The following is a 22,054-nucleotide window of genomic DNA, read 5'->3' as shown; positions in this document are numbered from 1 at the left end:
GGAGGTGCCGGCCCACTCTCCCATCGTGACCGGGTCCCACTCAGATCCCCAGGACGGCCTGGGCGATCAGGAAGTAGACGATCAGCCCCAAGGCATCCACCACCGTGGAGATGAACGGATTGGAGAAGACGGCCGGGTCCACTCCGATCTGCCGCGCGATGATCGGCATCAGTGATCCCACTGAGGCGGCCAAGGTGCAGATGGACAGCAGCGTCAGTCCGATGACGACCCCGATGGGCCAGGCATACACGAGGCCGGCGACCACCAGGCCGATCGTTCCCAGCATGGCGCCCAGTCCCAGTCCCACCGCGAACTCTCGGCGCACCACCCGCAGGGCGTCTCCGGACCGGACGTCTCCCAGGGCGAGGGCACGCGTGACGGTGGTCGCAGCCTGGTTACCGGTATTGCCGCCGGTGCCGATGAGCAGGGGGACGAAAACGGAGAGGACCACCATCTCCTCGAGCGTCGATTCGAAGACCTCCAACACCTGCACGGTCAAGGTCGCACCCACGGCCAGGACCAGGAGCCACACCATCCGCGAACGGACCAGCCTGCCCACGGAAGTACTCAGATAGGGCTGGGCCAACGGTTCCGAACCACCCGACCGTGCGGCGTCCTCCGTCTCCTCCTCGGCCAGGATCCGGCTCGCGTCCGCCAGGGTGAGGACGCCGACGAGCCTCGAGGCCACGTCGATCACGGGCAGTGCCAGCAGGTCCTCAGCGGCGAGCCTGCGGGCCGCGGTCTCATCATCTTCTGTCGCCGCAACGGAGTCGACGTCCGTCGTCATCAGATCGGCGACCCGTGCGTGCTCAGGAGCGCTGGCCAGGACCGTCAACTCCACCATCCCCAACAGCCGGTGCGCCCTGCCGACCACCGGCAGGCTCACCAGGCGGCGCAACCGCTGTTCGGGCACATCGGACTCGCGGAGAGACTGCAACGCCTCGCCGGCAGTCATGCCAGGACGCAGCTCGATGAGGACGGGCCCCATCCTGCGCCCGACGGATCCGTGCGGATATCCCAGAACCCTGCCCGCGTCCTCGCGTTGCCCACTGTTGAGGGTGCCGAGCAGCCGTTGGGCCACCTCGGCGGGAACCTCATCGAGCAACCGTGCCTGACCAGAGGCCTGCAGATGCGCGAACATGACCTGGACATCCTCGTCCTGCAGAGCTGTGATCAGTTGAGACTGCTGACGTGGTTCGAGGGAGGCGAAGACCGCGACGGCGACGTTCTTCTCCAGGAGCCGGAAGATCACCGCAACATCCCCGGCCCCGGAACGGCCGAGGACACGCCGCACCTGGGCCGGGGACATCCGCCGCAGCCTGTCCGTGGCCGCCTCGACGTCACCTCGGCGCAGATCGCCGCTGATCTGTGTCTCCGGACCAGGCTGGCCCTTCGGGGTCATCACCTCACCGGCTCAACCATGGAAGAAGTGGCGGGCACCGGTGAAGTACATGGTGACGCCGGCGGCCTCGGCCGCGGCGATGACGTCCTCGTCCCGGACGGAGCCACCCGGCTGCACGACGGCGCGCACGCCGGCGTCGATGAGGATCTGCAGGCCGTCGGCGAACGGGAAGAAGGCGTCAGAGGCCGCCACAGCCCCGCGGGCCCGCTCCGGTGCGCCGGTGCCGCTCACGTTCTCTGCGCCACCCGCCGTCGTGATCTCGGTCGTGCTCTCGGTGGTGACCTCCTGGGCGCCCGTGGTGGCGGCCCCCAGGGTGTTGGCCCGCTCCACGGCCAGGCGGCACGAGTCCAGGCGGTTGACCTGGCCCATGCCGATGCCGACCGTTGCCCCGCCGCTGGCCAGCAGCACGGCGTTGGACTTCGGCGCGCGCACGGCCCGCCACGCGAAGGCGAGGTCGGCCAGGGTCTCCGGGTCGGCGGCCGGGCCGGCCGCCAGGGTCCAGGTCTCGGGATCGTCACCGGCGGCGTCCACCGCGTCCCGGGCCTGCAGCAACATGCCGCCCGAGACCTGCTTGTACTCGATGCTCTCCCGTCCGGTGGCCCGGGCGAAGCCCTCCGGCAGGCGCAGCAGGCGGATGTTCTTCTTGGCCGAGAGGATCTCCAGGGCCTCGGCGGAGAAGGACGGAGCGATGACGACCTCGGTGAAGATGGCCTGGACGGTGTTCGCCATGCCGGCGGTGACCTCGCGGTTGGCGGCGATCACGCCACCGAAGGCGGAGACCGGGTCGCAGTCATGGGCCTTGCGGTGGGCCTCGGCGATCGCATCCTCCGCGGACTCGGCGGCGATGCCGACGCCGCAGGGATTGGCGTGCTTGACGATCGCCACGGCCGGCTGGCCAAAGTCGTAGGCCGCACGCAGGGCTGCGTCAGCATCCGCGTAGTTGTTGTAGCTCATGGCCTTGCCGTGCAGGAGTTCGGCCTGGGCGATGCCAGGGGCGGCCCCGTCCTCGACGTAGAGGGCGGCCGACTGATGCGGGTTCTCGCCATAGCGCAGGGTCTGCGCCCGCTGCAAGGTCACCCCGGCGTAGGGCGGGAAGAGGCTGGCCTCCGCGGCGTCCTCGTCGGCCTCGAACTGGGCCGCCGTCCAGGCCGCTACCGCGTTGTCATACGCGGCGGTGTGGGCGAAGGCCAGGGCCGCGAGCCGGCGTCGTGCCGGGAGGTCGAAGCCGCCCTGCTGGGCGGCGGAGACCACGTCGCCATACTTCGCCGGGTCCACGACGACTGCCACGGACGGGTGGTTCTTGGCCGCGGCGCGCACCATGGAGGGTCCACCGATGTCGATCTGCTCGACGACCTCGTCCTGCCCGGCACCGGAGCGGACCGTGTCCACGAAGGGGTAGAGGTTCACCACGACCAGGTCGAAGGGCTGGACGTCCATCTGTTCGAGCTGCGCCACATGGTCCTCGCGGCGGCGGTCGGCGAGGATGCCGGCGTGGACCATCGGGTGGAGGGTCTTGACGCGGCCGTCCAGGCACTCCTGGAAACCGGTCACCTCGGACACCTCGGTGACGGGCACGCCAGCGCCCGCGATCCGCTGGGCCGTGGAGCCCGTGGAGACGATCTGCACGCCGGCGGCGTGCAGTCCGGCGGCCAGCTCCTCCAAACCGGTCTTGTCGTAGACGGAAATCAGGGCCCGCTTGAGCGGGACGCGGTCGAGCTGGATGGTCACGTCGGGAACTCCTGGGATCAGGTCGGGGCGGGGACGACGCCGGCCGGGCGCGTTGATCGTGCGGCCCGACGCCGGAACCAGTGTAGGCCGGTGGAGCGGCCCCACGGTGGGGATGAACCGGAGGGGGCACCGAGGCGCCCCAGCGCCTCAGCGGTGGTCGCTCAACCCGTAGAACCAGGTGATGTGGTGGCGCAGCGCCTCCGCTGCGTCTTCCCCGCGCCGCTCTCGGACGGCCTGCAGGACCCCGCGGTGCTGTTCCTGCAGGGTACAGCTGACCTCCGGCCAGCGCTCGAGTCCGGACACAGTCTCCTGGACGTAGCCGATGGTGGCCTCACGCAGGGACGCCATCATGGTCTCCACCACCACATTGCCGGCCAAGGAGGTTAGCAGGATGTGAAACTGGGCATCGCTGGCGTGGAATCGGTCAGTCGGCAACCCGGGAGCGTCCATCTCGTCCAACAGCCGGGCGGCCTCCTCCAGGATCCGCCGCCGGTCCGGGGAGTCCGGTCGCTTCTCCGATTCCAGGGCCGCTTGGGTCTCCAGCAACAACCGCGCTTGAACGATGTCCCCGATCGGCAGGGCCTGCGTGGCGATGTGCATCCGCAACGCCCACGCGAGGGCCGTGGAGGGTTCGGAGATCACCACGGCCCCGGCTGACGGACCAGAGCCGGTGGTCGAGCGGACCAGGCCCATGGCATCCAGCACCCGGATCGCCTCACGCACCGAGGCCCGGGAGATCTCGAACTGTTCGGCTAGGTGGCGCTCGCCGGGGAGTTTCTCTCCCACGCTGATCACGCCCGTGCGCAGTTGGTCTTCAAGCCAGGCAAGGATCGCCGTATAGGCGCGGGGTGCGGGCACGGGGGTTCTTCTCCTGGGGTGACGGGGCTGCTGACCAGTCTAGGACTCAGGGACTCAGGCCCCGGGCAGCATCCACGCCAGCACATTGGACTGCAGGAACACGAGGGTGCACAGCAGCAGCAGGAGACCGACCGACCACCAGATCACGGACTTGAAGATGGCCGATTCCTTGCCCTCCATGCTCACCGCCGTGGCCGCGATGGCCAACGACTGCGGGGAGATCATCTTGCCGACCACGCCGCCGGAGGTGTTGGCCGCCGTCATCAGGTGCGGGTCCAAGCCTGCTTCAAGGGCCGCGGTCTTCTGCAGGTTGGCGAACAACGCATTGGCAGAGGTGTCCGAACCGGTCACAGCTGTGCCCATCCACCCCAGGACCGGAGAGAAGAAGGCGAACGCCGCACCGAGTCCGGCGACCCAGGTTCCCATGGCGATCGTCTGGCCGGAGAAGTTCATGACGTAGGCCAGAGACAGCACGGTCATGATGGTCAGGGCTGCGAACCGCATCTTCCAGAACGTCCGGCCGATCTCCATCACGGCGTTCCCCAAGGACAGCCGGAACCTGCCCTGGGCGTCGAAGACCGCATAGACCACGGCGACGATCAGACCGGCGATCAGCAGCAGCGTCCCCGGACTGGAGAGCCACTGGAAGTTGTAGACGGTGTTGGTGAGGGGCTCGCCCTCCGGGTTGAGCAGGAGGCCGTCCAGCCCGGGCCACGGGATCGCGACGTCCGTGTCCCCCAGGGCGGCCGGGATGTCCACGCCGGCCTTCCACAACTTGGCGATGCCGAAGACCGCGACCACCAGGATGTAGGGCAGGACCGCCATCCACACGCGGACCGGGGTCAGGTTCTCCGTTGCGGCGGGCTTCTCCACGCCCATGCGTTCGCGCACGGCATCGGCTCCCCGCGGCTTCCAGAAACGCAGGAGGACGACGGCGGCAGCCATTCCGGCCAACGCGGCGACGACGTCCGTCAGTTCATAGGAGAAATGTGTGGCGCTCCACCATTGGGCCAGGGCAAACGTGCCACCGATGGCCAGGGCAGCCGGCCAGGCCTCCCGCAGGCCACGGAATCCGTCGATGATGACGAGCAGGAAGAACGGGACCAGCAGGGCCAGGAACGGGGCCTGGTGTCCGACGACGGCTCCGATGTCGGCCGGGTCGAGGTTCGTCAGCACTCCAGCCGTGGTGATCGGGATGCCGATGGCACCGAAGGCCACGGGCGCGGTGTTCGCGATGAGCACCACGGTGGCGGTCTTCAGGGGCTTCAGGCCGAGGGCCAGGATCATGGTGGCGGTGATGGCCACGGGCGCTCCGAAGCCCGCCAACGCCTCCAGCAGGCCACCGAAGCAGAACGCGATGAGGATGGTCTGGATGCGCAGGTCTCCACCGCCGATCGTGTCGAAGATGGCGCGCATGTCCTCGAACCGCCCGCTGAGGACCGTCACCTGGTAGAACCACAACGCCAGGACGACGATCCACACAATGGGGAACAGGCCGAAGACGGCACCCTGGGTGGCCGAGAGCAGAGTGAGGTCCCATGGCATGCCGAAGCCGATGACCGCGACGACGATGGCCACGGCCAGCGCGACGGCACCGGAGACGTGCGCCCGGGCCTTGGCCCCGAGCAGCATGACGAAGAAGGTGATGAGGGGCAGGGTGGCGACGAGTGCCGAGAGTGCCACGCTGCCTCCGATGGCATCGGTGGTCGCGGTGAAGGTGTCCACGCGTGTCTCCTGGAGTGGGCGGGTGCGGGAAGAGCCGCAGCAATGTGGTCTGACCACAATGGTCAGGCCACAGAGGTTATATGGTGCACATCACAGTCGTCAATTCTTTCGAGCACACTTCCACCGGGCCTCACCACGCCGTTGTGTGACCCGCGTCATGGTGTTAGTGTGGTCTGACCACAGGCTCTCAGTCGTGCCTGCATACTCCCTCGTTCTCGGAGGTCCCATGAGAATCGCCCTGTTCGCCACCTGCATCGTGGATGCCCTGTATCCCAAGGTCGCCTTGGCCACCGTCCGCATCCTCGAACGGCTCGGCCACGAGGTGGTGTTCCCTTCCGGTCAGGGATGCTGTTCGCAGATGCACGTCAACAGCGGGTACCTGGATGACGCACTGCCGGTGGTCCGCAACCACGTCCGGGCCTTCACCGCCGCCGACTATGACGTCGCGGTGGCCCCGTCCGGTTCCTGCGTGGCGTCGCTAGGGCATCAGCAACCGATGGTCGCCCGGGCCGGTGGGGACGAGGACCTGGCACGGTTGGCCGAGTCCGTGGCCGGCAACACCTATGAGCTGTCCCAGCTGCTGGTGGACGTGCTCGGGGTGACCGATGCCGCCGGCCAGCTGGGCTCCTGGTTCCCCCACACCGTCACCTACCATCCCTCCTGTCATGGGATGCGGTTGCTGCGTCTGGACGACCGGCAGAAGGACCTCGTCCGGAGTGTGGGAGGCCTGGAATTCATGGAGTTGCCGGACGCTGATGAGTGCTGCGGCTTTGGCGGCACCTTCTCGTTCAAGAACCCGGATGTCTCCGCCGCGATGGCCGAGGAGAAGATCGACAACATCGTGTCCACCGGTGCCGAGTTGTGCACGGGCGGCGATGCCTCGTGCCTGCTGCACCTGGGTGGGGCGATGTCACGGCGCGGCACGGAGGCGGCCACCGTGCACTTCGCCGAGATCCTGGCCTCCACGCAGCAGAACCCGTTGGAGATCTCCGGACCGGTGGAGTTGTCCATCCCGAACCCCTCGAGTCGGAGTCGCTTCCTCCCGTCACGGACCTCCGCCCCGACCACCACCGCACCCACCGCCGATCAAGGAGTCCTCTGATGAGCCGGACCGCCCTGGGGATGCCCACCATTCGCCCCGTCCACGGACAGGGCAACCTGCACGCCGACGTCGATTTCCCCACCGCCGCCAAAGAGGAAATGGCCAACACCCAGATGCGGGCGAACATCCGCCATGCCACGCACACGATCCGCGGAAAACGGGCACGAGTGGTCGAGGAACTTCCGGACTGGCAGGAGCTGCGCACTGCCGGTTCCGTGCTCAAAGAGCAGGTCATGGCCAACCTGCCGGAGTTGCTGGAGCAGTTCGAGAAGAATTTCACCGCGCGCGGCGGGACCGTGCACTGGGCACGCGACGCCGCCGAGGCGAACCGGATCGTCACGGAACTGATCGAGGCCACCGGCAGCACCGAAGTCATCAAGGTCAAATCGATGGCCACGGCGGAGATCGACCTCGAGCGTCATCTCGCGGAGCACGGCATCACCGCCACCGAAACAGACTTGGCTGAGCTGATCGTGCAGTTGGGGCACGATCGGTCCTCGCACATCCTGGTCCCCGCGATCCACAAGAACCGCCACGAGATCCGGGACATCTTCCTGAGGGAGATGCCGGAGACCGACGACAGCCTGACTTCCGAGCCGCGCGACCTGGCCGAGGCCGCCCGGGCTCATCTGCGGGAGAAGTTCCTGTCCACTCGCGTGGCGGTGTCCGGAGCGAACTTCGGTGTGGCCGAGACCGGAACGCTGACCGTGGTCGAGTCCGAGGGCAACGGGCGGATGTGCCTGACCCTGCCGGACACCCTCATCACCGTCATGGGCATCGAGAAACTGGTCCCCACCTTTCAGGACCTGGAGGTGTACCTGCAGCTGCTGCCCCGCTCGTCCACGGGCGAGCGGATGAACCCCTACACCTCGATGTGGACGGGATCCACACCGGGAGACGGCCCGCAAGACGTGCACGTGGTCCTGCTGGACAACGGTCGCTCGGCCGTCCTGGCCGACCCCGCAGGCCGTTCGGCTTTGCACTGCATCCGCTGTTCTGCATGCCTGAATGTCTGCCCGGTCTATGAGCAGGCGGGCGGCCACGCCTACGGTTCCACGTACCCGGGGCCGATCGGTGCGATCCTCTCCCCGCAGATGACCGGGATCACCGCCGCGGAGAACTCCTCCCTCCCGTACGCGTCCTCCCTGTGCGGGGCCTGCTATGACGTCTGCCCGGTGAAGATCAACATCCCGGAGATCCTGGTGCACCTGCGCGACGAAGACGTCCGCACCCGGCACGGGGAACGACCCGCCACAGAGGCGCAGTCCACGGATGAGGCCTCCACTGCTGCCCCGGAGACCTCCGCACAGAAGTCGTCCACCGGCCTCGCCGGGCGGCTCTTCCGGCGACTGCCGCGGGTGCCCTCCGAGATGGACGTGATGATGAAGGGAGCCTCCACCGTGATGTCGTCCGGCCGTCGCATGGCGCTGGCCGAGAAGGCCCTCCCCCTGGGCCGCGCCGTGGCCGGCCGGGACCGGGCCATCAGTTGGCTGCCGGGGATGGCCGGCGGCTGGACCGACGAACGGGACATCCCGGCCCCGCCCCGGGAGTCGTTCCGCAACTGGTGGGCCGACCACGCCGCGGAAACGGAGGATCGGGTCAACCAGGACGGCGGTTTCCGCGACGTTCCCGCGCCCGATCGGGCGGACCACACCGACGAGGAGGAGACCCCGTGAGCATCGAAGCGAAATCAGAGGTTCTGGCCCGGATCCGTGGGGCTCTACAGGACACCCCGGAGGCCCCGCAGGTCCGGAGGGCCTACCGCCGGACCTCGGGACGGCCGGCCGCCGAGATCCGGGAGATGTTCGAGGACCGGCTGGTCGACTACAAGGCCACCGTTCACCACGAGAACACCGCGACACTGCCCGAACGGATCGCGGAACTGCTGGGGACCTCGGCCCGCTATGTGGTCCCCGAGGGGCTGGACCGGAGCTGGCTCCCCGGAGACACCACCGGGCGCCGGGTGCTGGTGGAATCCCAGACTGAACGTGCTGGGACGGTCCTGAGCGTCCGCGAACTCAACGAGGTGGATGCTGTGGTCACCTCGTCCACCGTGTCCTGCGCGGAGACGGGGACCATCTTCCTCAGCGGACGCCCCGAGGAGGGGCGCCGGGCGATCAGCCTGGTCCCCGACCACCACATCTGCGTCGTCCCCGCAGCATCGATCGTCGAGTTGATCCCGGAGGCGCTGGACCGGGTGGAACCCACCGCGCCGATCACCATGATCTCCGGGCCCTCGGCCACCTCGGACATCGAGCTCGAGCGCGTGGAGGGGGTCCACGGCCCCCGCCGGCTGGACGTCATCCTGCTCACCTAGAACCAACCTGCTCGCCTGGAACCTTGGGTGACCTGCGCAGCCGGTCGGTCAGGCCTCCGACGCGCCGTTTGCCGCGGCCTCAACGTCGCCCGCATGCCCGTGCGCCAGCTTCTCCACCAGGCGCTCGGCCGCGGCCTCGGTGCGGGCCTGCAGGGCGAACTCGGCGGCGAACAGCACGCCGTAGCCAAAGGTGTCCTCGCCCTTCCGGGCGGCGACCTTTGAGGTGGCCAGCACGTGCTCCTGGAACATCACCGAGTCCCGGTGGTCACCGAGGGCCTCCTGAAGTTTCTTGGCGGTCTTCATCCGGGCCACGAGTTCGGCACCGAGATCCAGCCCGGTGGCGTCCTGGACCGCCTTGACGGCGTAGCGCAGCCGCTTGGCCTCCTTGCGCACCTCGTGCATGAGGTCGAGGCGCCGAGCCAGATCCTGCTCACTGCCGACGGCGGCGGCGAGCGCCAGCACCGCATCCACCTGGTCCGTGGCCAAGGGCACCATGGCGGCGGCGGCAGCGGTGTCCCCTTCGGGCAGCTCCGGATTCAAGGGCAGGGCGAGCGCGAAGGCGTCGAGCCGGTCCAGGACCTCGAAGTACCAGCTGCTGCGCATGCGCTTGACCTGCTGGGCATGCGCGGCCTCGTAGCGTTCAGCCTTCACGCCACGCAACCGCTTGACCGTCTTGCCGGAGATCATCTCGGCGATCGCGCCCTGGGGGCCGCCGGGCAGCGCGGCGACCTTCTCCTGGACCTGGTCCCGCACCACCTCGGCGTCACGGGCCACGGACAAGAGCTTGCCGAGTTTCTTCAGGTCCCGGATCACGGCGCCGGTGGCGTCCGCCTCCAGTAGCGGGGCGTAGGTCTGGAGCAGGGACCGCAGGGCGCGGCAGGCCACCCGGTACTGGTGTACGGAGTCCTCCACGTCGCGGCGGACCAGCGGATCCCAGCCTTTGAGGGTCTTCAGCTGGGTGCGCACCGTGGCGGCCAGGACCGCACGGACTGCCGGGGCTCCGCCGTCGAGGTCCTCCGTGGTGCCGGTTCCGGCCAGCGGAGCCCGGGGATCCAGTGGGTCCACGGCCTTGCCGACCACCTTCTCCACCTTGGAACCGACCGCGGAGGGCCGTGCCCCGGCCGGCTGGAGGACCTGCCCGACGGCGTCCAGGAAGGCGTCCGTGCCGCCCGCCGAGGCGGCGACCAGGCCGGCGTCGACCACCTCGACCTCCCATTCGCGCCAGTGCTGGACGCGGGACTCAGTGCGGAAGCCCACGGCCATGGCCGCCACCTGGTCATCACTGACCTCGGCCAGCCGCCGGCCCTGGCCGTCCAGGAGATCCACCACCGAGCGCAGGGTGTTCAGCCGGGCGATCGGCACGAGCTGCTTGCCGCGGACGTGGACCCGGACGAGGTCCAGGATGCGGGCGGGCACGGAGACCGTGACCGGGCCGGCGGAGACGTCCGCCACGTCGTCCTTGCCGAGCGGGGAGTGCAGTTCGAGCCGGCGCTCACCCTTGCCGATCTTCACGTGCCAGCCGGCGTCCGTGCCACCGGTGCGCCGCCGCAGGGTGACGTTGTTGGCGGAGAGGTCCCTGGCGGCGGTGTCGAAGTAGATGGCCTCGAGGGCCATGGGCGGACGGTACCGCACCTGGGCCACTCCGCCCACGCCGTTGAGCCGGGGCAGGGAGGCCTGCCCGTCCACGTCATACTTCCGTTCGATCTCCACCTGCACTGTTTCACCCATGGACCCATGATCCCAGAGCCACGGTGGAACAATGGCCGAGTGAGTCCAGAGACCAGACCAGATGCCCGCACCGACAGGCCCTCGGCGCTGCCCACGGGCGAGGAGATCGTCCAGAGCCTGCCCTGGCGGTGGAACACCCAGGGGAGGGTCTTCATCATCGGCGGCCTCGGCTTCATGTTCGATGCCTGGGATGTCTCCCTCAACGGCGTGCTCATCCCGCTGCTGCGGGAGGAATGGGGGCTGTCCGCCGGCCAAGCGGCCTGGATCGGGACCGCCAACCTCATCGGCATGGCCCTGGGCGCCTTCGTCTGGGGCACGGTGGCGGACCGGATCGGCCGCAAGAAGGCCTTCACCGCCACCCTGCTGATGTTCTCGCTCTTCACCCTGGCCGGCGCCCTGACCGGGGACATCGGCTGGTTCGTGCTGTTCCGCTTCCTGGCCGGCTTCGGTCTCGGCGGCTGCATCCCCGTGGACTACGCCCTGGTGGGCGAGTTCACCCCGCGCAAGCAGCGGGGCACCGTGCTCACCGCCATGGACGGCTGGTGGCCCATCGGGGCCGCCGCCTGCGGCTTCCTCTCCGCCTGGATGGTGGCCCAATGGGGTGACTGGCGGCTGCCGATGCTGGCGATGGTCCTGCCCGCGCTCTTGGTGTTCTTCGTGCGCCTGCACGTCCCGGAGTCCCCGCTGTTCCTGATCCAGCAGGGCCGGGAGAAGGAGGCGCGCGCCGTGATCGACGAGATGGTGCGCCGCACCGGGGCCGAGGAGCGGACCTACGTGATGCCGCCCGTCCCGGAGCCGAGGCCGCTGACCTTCGCCTCGATGGGCCAGCAGCTCGCCGAACTGTGGCGGTACTCGTGGCGCATCACCACGGTCGCGTGGGCCCTGTTCTTCACCCTTATGCTCGTCTACTACATCGCGTTGCAGTGGCTGCCGACGTTCCTGATCGAGGCCGGGTATGAGCAGTCCCGCGCCTTCATCATGACCGGTGCCATGGCCGCCGTCGGGCTCCTGGGCGTGGTGGTGGCCGCCTGGCTCGTGGAGAAGACCGGCCGCAAGTGGCTGCTGGCGCTCACGGCCGTGGTGTCCTCGTTCCTGCTGGTGGTGCTAGCCGCCCTGCTGGAGGTCCCGACGGCGGTGCTCCCCCTGGTGCTCGCGTTCGGCTTTGTGGTGCAGGTGGCCATCCCGGTGTTGTACACCTACGTGTCCGAGATGTACCCTACCGAGCTGCGGGGATCCGGCTTCGGCTGGGCCTCGGCCGTCTCCCGCGTGGCCGCGGGTGTGGGGCCGCTGGTGTTCGTTGCGTGGATGGTGCCGGCCGTGGGCCTGGCCTGGTCCTTCGTGGTCACGGCGGTGTTCGTCGTGGCAGCCTGCGTGCTGATGCTGTTCCTGGCCCCGGAGACCAAGGGCCGGGAGCTGGAGGTGACGGAGCGGTGACGGATCGGTGAACCGCGAGACCCAGGATCCCCCGGCCTAGCGCTGCGGCGCCCGGTTCGCCTCGATGTCGGCCGACCTCAAGAGGCCCAGCGCCACGGTGGCGATGAGCACCACGCCCGCCACCGCGATGTAGATCGACTGCGGCGTCCACCCGACGTCAAGCAGGCCTCCGGTGGCCATCGGCGCCAGGATGGCGCCGGCACGGCCGATGCCGATCGCCCAGCCAGCACCGGTGCTGCGGACCGAGGCCGAGTAGGACTGCGGCGTGAGCACGTAGAGCCCGGCGATGCAGCCGTTGATCAGCATGCCGACCACGACCCCGAGCGCGAACACGGCCCAGACGATCGAGGCCGCGGAGATGAACAGGACGATCGCCACGGCCGCGCCGATGGTGAACCAGAACAGGGTCGCCCGGGTGGACCACCGGGCCGTCAACACACCGAAGAGCAGCGAGCCGATGGTCCCGCCGATGGTCAGCATGATGCCGGCGATCACGCCCTGGTTCAGCGTCAGGCCGGACTCGTTCAGCAACCGCGGGGTCCAGGAGTTCACGAAGTAGAAGCCGAACATGACGGCGAAGAAGGCGACCCACACCAGGATCGTGACGTTCCGGTTGCGCCGGTTGAACAGCGCGCCGATGCCCGTCTCGGCCCCAGTGTCACCATCCGTTCCCGACGCCGGCCCGCTGGCCTGGCCTGTCACCTCCGGAAGTGCCTGGACCGGTGGCTGGCCGACCTTGCGCGCGATCGCGTTGACCTTCTCCAGAGCCCGGGCCGGGCGCCGGTTGTAGAGGTAGGCGGCCGACTCGGGCATGAGGGCCACCACCAGGATCAGGGCCACCACGGTCAGGGCGCCGCCGAGCGTGAAGACCGAGCGCCACCCGAACTGGTCCATCATCCACACGGCGGTGGTCCCGCCCAGGGACGCGCCAACGCCGTAGCCGGCCGCGTAGATGCTGACGGCCAGGCCGCGCCGGGGCCGGTTGGCGTACTCCGAGGAGATGACGTTCGTCCCCACCAGGATCCCGCCGATGCCCAGACCGGTGAGCACCCGCCAGATCCCCAGTTCCCAGGCACTGTTGGCCGTGGCCGAGAGGAACAGGCCGGCCGCGTTGACCACCACCGCGAGTATCGTCATGTTGCGCCGGCCGATGCGGTCGGCCACGGGGCCCAGGGTCAGGGAGCCGACGGCCATGCCGAGCAACCCGGCGCTGAGCAGGAACCCCAGCTCGGACCCGCTCAGCCCGAACTCCTCGGTCACCGGGGTGGCGGTGAAGGCCATGGCCAGCACGTCATAGCCGTCCAGGGCGTTGAGGAAGGTGCAGATGCCGATGATGAGCCACTGGTACCGGCTCATGGGCGCGTGTTCGATGCGCTCCCTCAGGTCATTGCTGGCGCCGAGCGCCGCCGGTGGAGTCGGTTGCTGTGCCATGCCTGTTCCCATACCTATGCTCATAGTGAGTGTGTCCTGGGGCACACGCTATCCGTGATGGCGGGCACATGCCAACGGCGCCTCGCTTCAGGCCCGGGAGACGTAGTCCTGCGGGGTCCGTCCGGCGGCCAGCTCGCCAAGGACCGTGAGCAGCAGATGGCGCTCCTGAACCTTGATCCGCTCGTGCAGGGCCTCCTCGGTGTCCGTGTCGAGGACCGGCACGGCCGCCTGGGCGAGGATCGGTCCGGTGTCCACGCCGGAGTCAGCGATGTGCACGGTGCAGCCGGTGACCTTGACGCCGTAGCGCAGCGCGTCCCGCACGCCGTGGGCGCCAGGGAAGGCGGGCAGCAGGGCGGGGTGCGTGTTGAGGTACCGGCCTTCGAACGCGGTGGTGAACTCCTCCCCCGCGATCCGCATGAAGCCGCTGGACAGGACGTAGTCCGGCGCATAGGACGCGGTGGTGACGGTCAGCGCGTGATTCCAATCGGCCCGGTCGCCGAACTCCGAGAAGTCCACCACGAAGGTCTCGATGCCCGCCGCCGCGGCGCGGGCGAGCGCGCCGGCGTCGGGATGATCCGCGCCGACCGCGGCGATCTCGACGTCCAAGGTGCCCGCCACCACGGCGTCGATGACCGTCTGGAGGTTGGAACCGGAACCGGAGGCAAGGGCCACAATGCGCATGGAATCCATCCTAGGGCGGCGCTGGGCAGCCCTGGTCCCAGTAGGGTTGGCGCATGATCTCCTACGGATCCGTCACCAAACGCTTCCGTGACGGCACAGTGGCCGTCGACGATTTCAGCCTCTCCGTCCCCCGCGGCTCACTGACCGTCCTGGCCGGCTCCTCGGGTTGCGGCAAGACGACGCTGATGCGGATGGTCAACAGGATGGTCGATCCCAGTGAGGGATGGATCACCGTGGACGGGCAGGACGTGGCCAGCCAGGACCCGGTGGCCCTGCGCCGGCGGATCGGCTACGTCATGCAGAACTCCGGGCTGCTCCCCCACCGCACGGTGGGCCAGAACATCGCCACCGTCCCCCGCCTGACCGGCATGGACCGCTCCGCCGCCCGGAGGAAGGCTGCCGACATGATGGACCTCGTCGGACTGGCCCCGGAGCTCGCGCGCCGCTATCCCGCCCAGCTCTCCGGTGGGCAGCAACAACGCGTGGGCGTGGCCCGCGGACTGGCCGCCGATCCGGAGATCCTGCTCATGGACGAGCCCTTCGGGGCGGTGGACCCGCTGGTGCGCGCCGACCTGCAGCGCCAACTGGTGGACCTGCACCACCAGCTCGGCACCACCATCCTCTTCGTCACCCATGACATGGACGAGGCCCTGACCCTCGGCGACCACATCGTGCTGCTGCAGACCGGTGCCCGGATCGCCCAACAGGGCACCCCCAAGGACTTCGTGTCCGCCCCCGCCAGCGATTTCGTCCGGGACTTCCTGGGTCTGGACCGCGGCCAGCGCACCCTGCACCGTGAGACCGCCGCGGACGGCTCGGTCCTGCTGGTGGACCCGCACGGCCGGCCCGCCGGGGTGCTCGCCGAGTGAGTTGGATCCTGGACAACCTGCCGCTGATCCTCGACCGGCTGTGGGCCCACGTGGCCACCTCTCTGCCGGCGATCGTGCTGGCCCTGCTCATCTCCCTTCCCCTGGGGTGGCTCGCCCACCGCTACCGGCCCCTCAACGGCCCTGTGCTCACCGGCGCCGGGTTGATGTACGCCCTGCCCTCCCTGCCCCTGTTCATCGTCCTGCCGGCGCTGATCGGCACGGGCGTACGGGACGCGGTCAACGTGGTGGTGGCCCTGACGCTCTACGGGGTGGCCCTGATGGTGCGCAGCGTGGCCGACGGCCTGGATGGGATCCCACCCGAGGCCCGCAGCGCCGCAACAGCCCTGGGCTACCGGCCCCTGCGGCGGTTCCTGGCGGTCGACCTGCCCCTGGCCGGGCCGGTGATCCTCTCGGGACTGCGCGTGGTGGCCGTCTCCACCGTGTCCCTGTGCACGGTGGGGGCCGTGCTCGGCATCCCCTCGCTCGGCATGCTCTTCACGGACGGCTTCCAACGCGGCATCCTCGCGCAGATCCTCACCGGCATCGTGCTCACAGTGGCTCTGGCCCTGGCCCTGGACCGCCTCCTCGTCCTGGCGGGCCGGCTGCTCATGCCCTGGGCCCGCACCCCGTCCCCCCGGGCCAGCCGCCGGTCGAACTGGGTCAGCGCCCGGTCGATCCGGTCCGATCGAGCCGATCGAGCCGATCGAGCCGATCGAACCGACGAGGCGGTGACCCCCTCATGAACCAGCTCTGGGACGCCCTCCTCTGGTGCCTGGACCCGTCGAACTGGCAGGGCCCCTCCGGCATCGGCGCCCGCGCGCTCGAACACCTCGGCTACACGGCGCTGGCCCTCGTCATCGCCTCGGTGATCGCCGTCCCCGTCGGCTGGTGGGTGGGACACACGGGCCGGGGCCGCGGAATCGCCGTGGCGGTCTCGGGTGCCGCGCGCGCCCTGCCGACCCTCGGCGTCGTGACGCTGATGGGACTGATGCTGGGCATCGGGCTCGCCGCCCCCATGACCGCTTTCGTGGTGCTCGCCGTGCCCTCGCTCCTGGCCGCGGCCTACGCCGGTTTCGAAGCCGTGGACCGGCAGGTCATCGACGCGGCCCGCGCTCAGGGCCTCACCGAGGCCCAGGTGCTGTGGCGGGTCGAGGTGCCCCTGGGACTGCCCCTGCTGATCGGCGGATTGCGCTCGGCCGCCCTGCAGGTCATCGCCACCGCCACCCTGGCCGCCTACGTGGGGGCGGGTGGATTGGGCCGCTACCTCTTCCTCGGGCTCAAGACGCAGGACTACGCGATGATGCTCGGCGGCTCCCTCATCGTCGTGCTGCTCGCGATCGTGCTGGATCTGCTGTTCGCCGCCGCCGGCCGGGCCGCCGTCCCCCGCGGAGTCCGGCTGGCGCGGCAGGGCCAGGCCCAGTAGGTTCATGTCCATGACTTCGCAGCCCCGCCGCTCGCCCTTCGTCCACCGGTCCCTGCTCGTCCTGGCCGCCGTCTCCGCCGTGGCCCTGACGGGCTGCGGCAGTTCGGACCCGCTCGGCGGCGGTGCCTCCGGCTCGGCCGGCGGGGAATCCGGCGACGGCGGCGGTGCGGGTGAGGCGATCGTCATCGGCTCCCAGCAGTATTACTCGAACGAGATCATCTCCGAGCTCTATGCCCAGGCCCTCGAAGCCGAGGGATTCACCGTGGAACGCGAGTACCAGATCGGCCAGCGCGAGGTGTACCTGCCCGAACTCGAGTCCGGGGCGATCGATGTCCTGCCCGAGTACTCCGGCAACCTGCTCCAGTACTACGACGCAGAGGCCACGGCCAGCACGCCCGAGGACATCCGTGCCGCCCTGGCCGAGGTCCTGCCGGAGAACCTGCGCGCCCTCGAGCCAGCCGAGGCCACGGACCAGGACTCGTACAACGTCACCCGCGAGTTCGCCAAGGAGCATTCGCTCACCACGCTCGCTGACCTGCAGAACGTGGACGAGCCGCTGACTGTGGCGGCGAACTCCGAGTTCGAGACCCGCCCCTATGGCCCGGAAGGGCTCAAGGAGGTCTACGGGGTGGACGTCAGCCTGGTGCCGGTGGAGGACTCGGGCGGCCCGTTGACGGTCAAGGCCCTGGTGGACGGAGACGTCCAGCTGGCCGACATCTACTCGGCTGACCCGTCGATCCAGACCCAGGACCTGGTGACGCTGGAGGATCCTGAGAACCTGGTCCTGCCGCAGAACGTCACGCCGATCGTGTCCGAGGCCGTGGACGAGGACGCGGCCGCCGTGATCGAGGAGGTCAACGCCCAGCTCTCCGCCGAGGAGCTCATCGACCTCAACCGCCAGTCCGTGGAGGACCAGGCCTCGAGCGCCGATCTGGCCACCGCCTGGCTGGAGGAGCAGGGGCTGGCCTGAGGTGCCGGTCGGCGCCCCGGCCGGCCGAATCCCAGTAGGGTGGAACGGTGAGCCAGACCGATTCCGCCAGCACTGACCCAGAACTGAAGAAGTACCGCTCCCTCCGGGATGCGCTGCTCTGGGTGGCCGGGATGCTGCTGCTCACCTACCTGTCCTCCGTGTTGACGTTGCCGTGGAAGGCCGTCTCCCTGGCCTTCGCCCTGGCAGGACTCGTCTGGGGTGTGGTGGCGCTCGTGCGCACCGCCCACGTGAAGTCCCCCTGGGTTCTGCGCTTCGCCACAGCGGCCGCGATGGCCGGCTGTGCCATGTTCGGATTCGTGGCCTCGGCGCAGATCATCTTCTGGGATGCCACCGAACAGTTCGAGGAATGCACCTCCTCCGCCCTGACGGACCGCGCCCTGGAGAACTGCAGCAGCACATACACGGAACAGCTGGGCGGGACCGCTCTACCAGGTGCGGGGACTTCCCGGCCTTGACGACCGAGGGTTCATCCAGCCCCTAGAGCCGGGGCTCCGGCGCACAGCAGGAACAGGCTCCGTTGCCGCCGTCGGCGGCAACGCCAGCCAGGACAGAGACCGGGGTACAGCAGGCGTCACCGCGCCACGCCTCCAGACCCTCCTTGAGCGCGAAACCGGCAATGATGAGGGCCGCCAGTGGATCGGCCCAACTCCACCCGAACAGGCTGTTCAAGAGCAAGCCTGCCAGGAGGACCGCGGAGAGGTAGGAGCAGATCAGCGTCTGCTTCGAGTCCGCCACGGCCGAGGCGGAGCCGAGCTCCCGCCCTGTACGGCGCTCGAACCAGGACAGTGCCGGCATGATGGCCAGGCTGACGGCCGCCAGCACGATGCCCACCGGCGAATGGTCCGGCTCGACCACGCCCAGAAGCGAGCGGACGGCGTCGAAGGACACGAAGGCGGCGAGCCCGAAGAAGGACACGGCGATCAGCCGCAGGGCCGTCTTCTCACGGCGATGCGGGTCAGGGCTGGCGAACTGCCAGGCCACGGCAGCGGCGGAGAGGACCTCGACGATCGAGTCGAGTCCGAATCCGATGAGAGCCGAGGAGGAGGCCACGCTGCCCGCAGACAGCGCGATGACGGCCTCGATCACGTTGTAGGTGATGGTCACCGCCACGATCCAGCGGATGCGGCGCTGCAGCACCGTCCGCCGCACGACCGACGGGGGGTTCGGGCCGGTCCGTGGACAGTGACCCGGGCCAGGGCGCCGGCCGTGGCGCGGGCTTCCCGCTCTCGGAGGTCATCGGCACGCACACCCCTCCGGTGAGCAGCAGTTCGGATCGACCTGCACCACCAGGTCGAGCAGGTCTCCCAAAGCCGAGCCGATGCGCGGATCGGCGAGCCGGTACCAGGTGCTACGGCCCTGCGGAGTGGTCTCGACCAGTCCGCAGCCACGCAGGCAGGCCAGCTGATTGGACATGGACTGCCTGGACACCCCGAGTTGCTCAGCCAGATCCGACGGCCGCGCGGGGTTCTCGCGGAGGGCCAGGAGGATGCGGGTGCGGGTCCCGTCCGAGAGGGCGTGCCCCAGTTGGGCCAACGCCGTGGCATGGGTACTGCTCACCACTGTCATGACCACAACGATACACAATTCGGTGTATCGACACTCCGACTATCGCCGCCCGGAGTCCCCGCCGGCGTTCGGCTCCTGGCCACCCTCGCCGGCCAGGTCATCTTCGTCAGCTTCGTCAGCCTCGTCGGCCTCGTCGGCCCAACCATCCGGCACCACGTACTGGTACTTCTCCCAGGCCGGCGAGACGAGGTAGCCGAACATGGCGCCCAGGCCCACCAGGCCTCCGAGCATCACCGAGGCGAGCCAGGCGGTGGGGCCGAGGTCGGTCAGTCGGCCCACGCCCAGCGATCCGGTGGACAGCCAGAAGGGCAGGATGGCGAGCGCCGCCGTCGCCAGCGCCACGAACACGCCGAGGGCGAGGGTGGACAGGGTCAGTGAGGCCCAGCGACGGGGGATCTTCAGGGAGAGCCACTCGTCGAAGTGGTTCTCGCCGTCCCGCAGCAGCCACCAGCCGGCCAGGAAACCGCCGGCCACGGGCAGGAGCAGGAACAGCCAGGACCACGCGGGCTCCAGCCCCACGGGCAGCGCCGTGAGCACGGGGATGGCCGGCTGCGGCCCGACCAGGGTCTGCAGGGGTGCCACCACGGATCCGATCCCGAGGCTGAATCCGGCCCCCGTGGTCCACGCCAACGTCCACATCGCCAGGTTCGGCATGATGCCGAGCTGGGCCACGGTGACGACGGCACCGCCCCAGACACCGGCGTTCAGTTCCTGGTAGACCTGCGCGATGTCCGCCCAGTGCAGTCCGATCTGGACGGCCATCAGAGCCGCGGCGAGCCCGAAGGAGGCGATCAGTCCCACGGCTCCGGCGCGGACCACGGACCACACGTAGGAGCCGGCCCACCGCGAGTGCTGGGACAGCCGCTCGATCCGGTCGGCCAGGTCCACGCCGATCAGCCGCGCCCAGGTCCCAGCTTCCCGGCGGGCGCCCGCCAGCAGGGCAAGCACCATGACTGCCGTGGGAATCAGCGTCCCCCAGACGGGGTTGATGGCCACGGCGGCGTTGGGCACCAGCCACGAGGTGGCCAGGCCGACGGCGGCGTAGGCCACTGCGCCACCGGCGAGCGCCTGCCAGATCTGGTCCCGGTAGGAAGCCCGTGCCAGCCGCCGCCCGGCCCGCCACCCCAGGAAGAACGGCAGCAGCACCAGTCCCCACGGCAGGAACCAGAAGGTGCCGGTCAGGAGGGCGTCCGAGGTCGTTCCCGATTCCAGGCTCAGGTGCAACGGCACCCCGTGGATGGCCAGCCAGGCCTGCCCGCCCAACCGGGCGATGAAGTCGATGCCCGTGGCGGCGAATCCACCGCCGGACCAGATGACCACGAGCGGGATCAGCACGAGCATCGCGGAGATCACGGCAGCGATGAGTGCCTCGATCGCCCCCTGGATCCACAGGGGCAACGGCAGGGGTTTCAGGGCGCGGCTGGTTCGAGCGTTCATGTCATCGTCCATGGTGCCACCCGGCTGACGGCCGGTACCGGAATCGCCCCCGGATCGGCGCGGCTTACCCAGAGTTCACCCGACCGCCACCTTGGTTCCACCGCGCGGCGGGCCGCCCGTTGGCGGCGGACGGTCATCATGGGACCGTGAGAATCGCTGTGGTCGCAGAATCCTTCCTGCCGCACATGAACGGCGTCACCCACTCCATCCTCCAGGTGCTCCGCCACCTGCGGGAGCGGGGTGACGATGTCCTGGTGATCGCCCCGTCCAGTTCGTGGATGGAGGACGAGGCCCCGGCCGAGGTGGAGGGGTACCCGGTGCACCGGCTGCCCTCCATCCCGCTGCAGGGGTACACCAACGTCCGGGTGGCCGCCGGGACCGTCAACCGGGTCCGCCGCATCCTCGCGGACTTCTCCCCCGACGTCGTCCACATCGCCTCCCCCTTCGTGCTCGGCTGGCGCGCAGTCCAGGCAGCCCATGCGCTGAGCCTGCCCAGCGTGTGCGTCTACCAGACCGAGGTGCCCAACTATGCGGCCCGGTACGGCTTTCCCTGGCTCGAGGAGGTCCTCTGGCAGCAGGTGGAGCGCATCCACGATCTCGCCACCCTCACCGTGGCCCCTTCCAGTTTCTGCCTCGACCAGCTGCACGGCCGCGGCATCCAACGGGTGCACCTGTGGCGCCGTGGCGTGGACACCCATCGGTTCCACCCCGCCAAGAGGGACGAGGCGCTGCGCGCCGAACTCGCCCCGAACGGCGAACGACTCATCGGCTTCGTCGGCCGCCTGGCCGCCGAGAAGCAGGTCGAGGACCTCGCCGTCCTCAACGGCCTGCCGGGCACCCGACTGGTGATCGTAGGCTCCGGCCCCCTCAAGGACTCGCTCCGGAAGAAGCTGCCTGGCGCACACTTCGCCGGCTTCCAGGGCGGCGAGGACCTGGCCCGCCATGTGGCTTCCTTCGACCTGTTCGTGCACCCCGGGGAGTCCGAGACCTTCTGCCAGACTATCCAGGAGGCCATGGCCTCCGGCGTGCCCGTGGTCGCGGTGGGCCGCGGCGGCCCGCTCGACCTCGTGGACGCGTCCCGCACCGGCTGGCTGTACCGGCCCGGGGATCTGGACGAGCTCCGCGAGCGGGTCCGGGATCTGGCCTACGACGACGTCAAGCGCGGCGCCTTCGCCGAGGCCGCCTTCCGGTCGGTGCAGGGACGGACGTGGCCGGTACTCTGCGAGCAGCTCGTCGGCTACTACGAGCGCGCCATCCGCGTCCGGCGCCGCCAGAACGACGTCTACGTGCGCACCTACCTGGAGCAGAGCTCCGGGTGGGACGGGTGGTTGCTGCCGCGCGGAGCCGGCCGGACACTTTAGG

Annotated in this window: 20 protein-coding genes; 10 read left to right on the top strand and 10 right to left on the bottom strand. The window is 69.4% G+C overall.

What is annotated here, in order from left to right:
- Positions 1-40: 40 nt before the first annotated feature.
- The 4 genes from mgtE to C8E99_RS15320 all read right to left on the bottom strand — a co-directional run bounded on the left by mgtE (position 41) and on the right by C8E99_RS15320 (position 5,713).
- The gene (mgtE, locus tag C8E99_RS15335) at positions 41-1,402 is read right to left on the bottom strand and encodes a magnesium transporter (RefSeq protein WP_115933031.1); all 1,362 of its coding nucleotides are present in this window, start codon (positions 1,400-1,402) and stop codon (positions 41-43) included.
- A gap of 12 nt (positions 1,403-1,414) precedes the next feature.
- A complete protein-coding gene (gene purH, locus C8E99_RS15330) occupies positions 1,415-3,130 on the bottom strand; it encodes a bifunctional phosphoribosylaminoimidazolecarboxamide formyltransferase/IMP cyclohydrolase (protein WP_115933030.1) in 1,716 nt (571 codons plus the stop codon).
- Positions 3,131-3,277: 147 nt separating this feature from the next.
- Positions 3,278-3,988, bottom strand: coding sequence for a FadR/GntR family transcriptional regulator (locus tag C8E99_RS15325; protein ID WP_115933029.1), 711 nt, complete (start codon positions 3,986-3,988; stop codon positions 3,278-3,280).
- A 54-nt stretch (positions 3,989-4,042) separates the two neighbouring features.
- Complete coding sequence (locus C8E99_RS15320) at positions 4,043-5,713, bottom strand: L-lactate permease (protein ID WP_115933028.1); 1,671 nt, start codon at positions 5,711-5,713, stop codon at positions 4,043-4,045.
- Positions 5,714-5,939: 226 nt separating this feature from the next.
- On the opposite strand from C8E99_RS15320, the gene C8E99_RS15315 reads away from it, so the two are divergent.
- The 3 genes from C8E99_RS15315 to C8E99_RS15305 are packed head-to-tail and all read left to right on the top strand — an operon-like array spanning position 5,940 to position 9,132.
- On the top strand, positions 5,940-6,815 hold the full coding sequence (locus C8E99_RS15315) for a (Fe-S)-binding protein (protein WP_115933027.1): 876 nt from the start codon (positions 5,940-5,942) through the stop codon (positions 6,813-6,815).
- A complete protein-coding gene (locus C8E99_RS15310; RefSeq protein ID WP_115933026.1) occupies positions 6,815-8,491 on the top strand; it encodes a lactate utilization protein B in 1,677 nt (558 codons plus the stop codon). Before C8E99_RS15315 ends, C8E99_RS15310 begins: the two co-directional genes overlap by 1 nt.
- Complete coding sequence (locus C8E99_RS15305; RefSeq protein WP_115933025.1) at positions 8,488-9,132, top strand: LutC/YkgG family protein; 645 nt, start codon at positions 8,488-8,490, stop codon at positions 9,130-9,132. Before C8E99_RS15310 ends, C8E99_RS15305 begins: the two co-directional genes overlap by 4 nt.
- 48 nt (positions 9,133-9,180) lie before the next feature.
- On the opposite strand, the gene C8E99_RS15300 is transcribed toward C8E99_RS15305, so the two are convergent.
- Positions 9,181-10,860 carry a CYTH and CHAD domain-containing protein gene (locus tag C8E99_RS15300; RefSeq protein WP_115933024.1) on the bottom strand — a complete coding sequence of 560 codons (1,680 nt, stop codon included), beginning with the start codon at positions 10,858-10,860 and terminating at the stop codon, positions 9,181-9,183.
- 39 nt (positions 10,861-10,899) lie between these two features.
- Between C8E99_RS15300 and C8E99_RS15295 the strand changes: the two genes are divergently transcribed.
- Positions 10,900-12,294, top strand: coding sequence for an MFS transporter (locus tag C8E99_RS15295; RefSeq protein ID WP_245952395.1), 1,395 nt, complete (start codon positions 10,900-10,902; stop codon positions 12,292-12,294).
- Positions 12,295-12,330: 36 nt separating this feature from the next.
- On the opposite strand, the gene C8E99_RS15290 is transcribed toward C8E99_RS15295, so the two are convergent.
- Together C8E99_RS15290 and purN are read right to left on the bottom strand one after the other, a co-directional pair.
- On the bottom strand, positions 12,331-13,725 hold the full coding sequence (locus C8E99_RS15290) for an MFS transporter (protein ID WP_211309067.1): 1,395 nt from the start codon (positions 13,723-13,725) through the stop codon (positions 12,331-12,333).
- A gap of 87 nt (positions 13,726-13,812) precedes the next feature.
- Positions 13,813-14,406 (bottom strand): phosphoribosylglycinamide formyltransferase, encoded by a 594-nt coding sequence (gene purN, locus C8E99_RS15285; RefSeq protein WP_115933022.1) that lies wholly within the window; start codon positions 14,404-14,406, stop codon positions 13,813-13,815.
- A 53-nt stretch (positions 14,407-14,459) separates the two neighbouring features.
- Here purN and C8E99_RS15280 point away from each other — a divergent pair, with 53 nt between their 5' ends.
- Genes C8E99_RS15280 through C8E99_RS15260 form a run of 5 tightly spaced genes read left to right on the top strand, consistent with a single transcriptional unit; the run spans position 14,460 to position 18,144 of the window.
- Positions 14,460-15,275, top strand: coding sequence for an ABC transporter ATP-binding protein (locus C8E99_RS15280; RefSeq protein WP_115933021.1), 816 nt, complete (start codon positions 14,460-14,462; stop codon positions 15,273-15,275).
- On the top strand, positions 15,272-16,018 hold the full coding sequence (locus tag C8E99_RS15275; protein ID WP_115933020.1) for an ABC transporter permease: 747 nt from the start codon (positions 15,272-15,274) through the stop codon (positions 16,016-16,018). Before C8E99_RS15280 ends, C8E99_RS15275 begins: the two co-directional genes overlap by 4 nt.
- Positions 16,015-16,698 (top strand): ABC transporter permease, encoded by a 684-nt coding sequence (locus C8E99_RS15270; RefSeq protein WP_115933019.1) that lies wholly within the window; start codon positions 16,015-16,017, stop codon positions 16,696-16,698. The genes C8E99_RS15275 and C8E99_RS15270 overlap by 4 nt, the downstream gene beginning before the upstream one ends.
- Before the next feature lie 10 nt (positions 16,699-16,708).
- Positions 16,709-17,668: an ABC transporter substrate-binding protein gene (locus tag C8E99_RS15265; RefSeq protein WP_115933018.1), complete on the top strand. Its 960-nt coding sequence runs from the start codon at positions 16,709-16,711 to the stop codon at positions 17,666-17,668.
- Positions 17,669-17,715: 47 nt separating this feature from the next.
- On the top strand, positions 17,716-18,144 hold the full coding sequence (locus C8E99_RS15260) for a hypothetical protein (protein ID WP_115933017.1): 429 nt from the start codon (positions 17,716-17,718) through the stop codon (positions 18,142-18,144).
- Positions 18,145-18,166: 22 nt separating this feature from the next.
- Here C8E99_RS15260 and C8E99_RS15255 read toward each other — a convergent pair whose 3' ends face one another.
- From C8E99_RS15255 to C8E99_RS15245, 3 genes are all read right to left on the bottom strand, one after another.
- Entirely contained in the window at positions 18,167-18,826 is a 660-nt protein-coding gene (locus tag C8E99_RS15255; RefSeq protein WP_245952393.1) for a cation efflux transmembrane domain-containing protein, read from the bottom strand.
- 96 nt (positions 18,827-18,922) lie between these two features.
- On the bottom strand, positions 18,923-19,255 hold the full coding sequence (locus C8E99_RS15250; RefSeq protein WP_115933537.1) for an ArsR/SmtB family transcription factor: 333 nt from the start codon (positions 19,253-19,255) through the stop codon (positions 18,923-18,925).
- Positions 19,256-19,294: 39 nt separating this feature from the next.
- Positions 19,295-20,692, bottom strand: coding sequence for a cell division protein PerM (locus C8E99_RS15245; protein ID WP_115933015.1), 1,398 nt, complete (start codon positions 20,690-20,692; stop codon positions 19,295-19,297).
- Between the two features lie 146 nt (positions 20,693-20,838).
- Between C8E99_RS15245 and C8E99_RS15240 the strand changes: the two genes are divergently transcribed.
- The gene (locus tag C8E99_RS15240) at positions 20,839-22,053 is read left to right on the top strand and encodes a glycosyltransferase family 4 protein (protein WP_115933014.1); all 1,215 of its coding nucleotides are present in this window, start codon (positions 20,839-20,841) and stop codon (positions 22,051-22,053) included.
- The last annotated feature ends 1 nt before the right edge of the window (position 22,054 follow it).

Source organism: Citricoccus muralis (assembly GCF_003386075.1).
Taxonomy (GTDB): domain Bacteria; phylum Actinomycetota; class Actinomycetes; order Actinomycetales; family Micrococcaceae; genus Citricoccus; species Citricoccus muralis.
The sequence above is the reverse complement of the archived record's forward strand: the minus strand, read 5'-3'. Positions and strand labels throughout refer to the sequence as shown.

Coding starts and splice junctions, on each gene's coding strand:
- C8E99_RS15270 (WP_115933019.1), top strand. CDS start 16,015: ATGAACCAGCTCTGGGACGCCCTCCTCTGGTGCCTGGACCCGTCGAAC.
- purN (WP_115933022.1), bottom strand. CDS start 14,406: ATGCGCATTGTGGCCCTTGCCTCCGGTTCCGGTTCCAACCTCCAGACG.
- C8E99_RS15290 (WP_211309067.1), bottom strand. CDS start 13,725: ATGGCACAGCAACCGACTCCACCGGCGGCGCTCGGCGCCAGCAATGAC.
- C8E99_RS15265 (WP_115933018.1), top strand. CDS start 16,709: ATGACTTCGCAGCCCCGCCGCTCGCCCTTCGTCCACCGGTCCCTGCTC.
- C8E99_RS15245 (WP_115933015.1), bottom strand. CDS start 20,692: ATGAACGCTCGAACCAGCCGCGCCCTGAAACCCCTGCCGTTGCCCCTG.
- mgtE (WP_115933031.1), bottom strand. CDS start 1,402: ATGACCCCGAAGGGCCAGCCTGGTCCGGAGACACAGATCAGCGGCGAT.
- C8E99_RS15315 (WP_115933027.1), top strand. CDS start 5,940: ATGAGAATCGCCCTGTTCGCCACCTGCATCGTGGATGCCCTGTATCCC.
- C8E99_RS15310 (WP_115933026.1), top strand. CDS start 6,815: ATGAGCCGGACCGCCCTGGGGATGCCCACCATTCGCCCCGTCCACGGA.
- C8E99_RS15250 (WP_115933537.1), bottom strand. CDS start 19,255: ATGACAGTGGTGAGCAGTACCCATGCCACGGCGTTGGCCCAACTGGGG.
- C8E99_RS15300 (WP_115933024.1), bottom strand. CDS start 10,860: ATGGGTGAAACAGTGCAGGTGGAGATCGAACGGAAGTATGACGTGGAC.
- C8E99_RS15280 (WP_115933021.1), top strand. CDS start 14,460: ATGATCTCCTACGGATCCGTCACCAAACGCTTCCGTGACGGCACAGTG.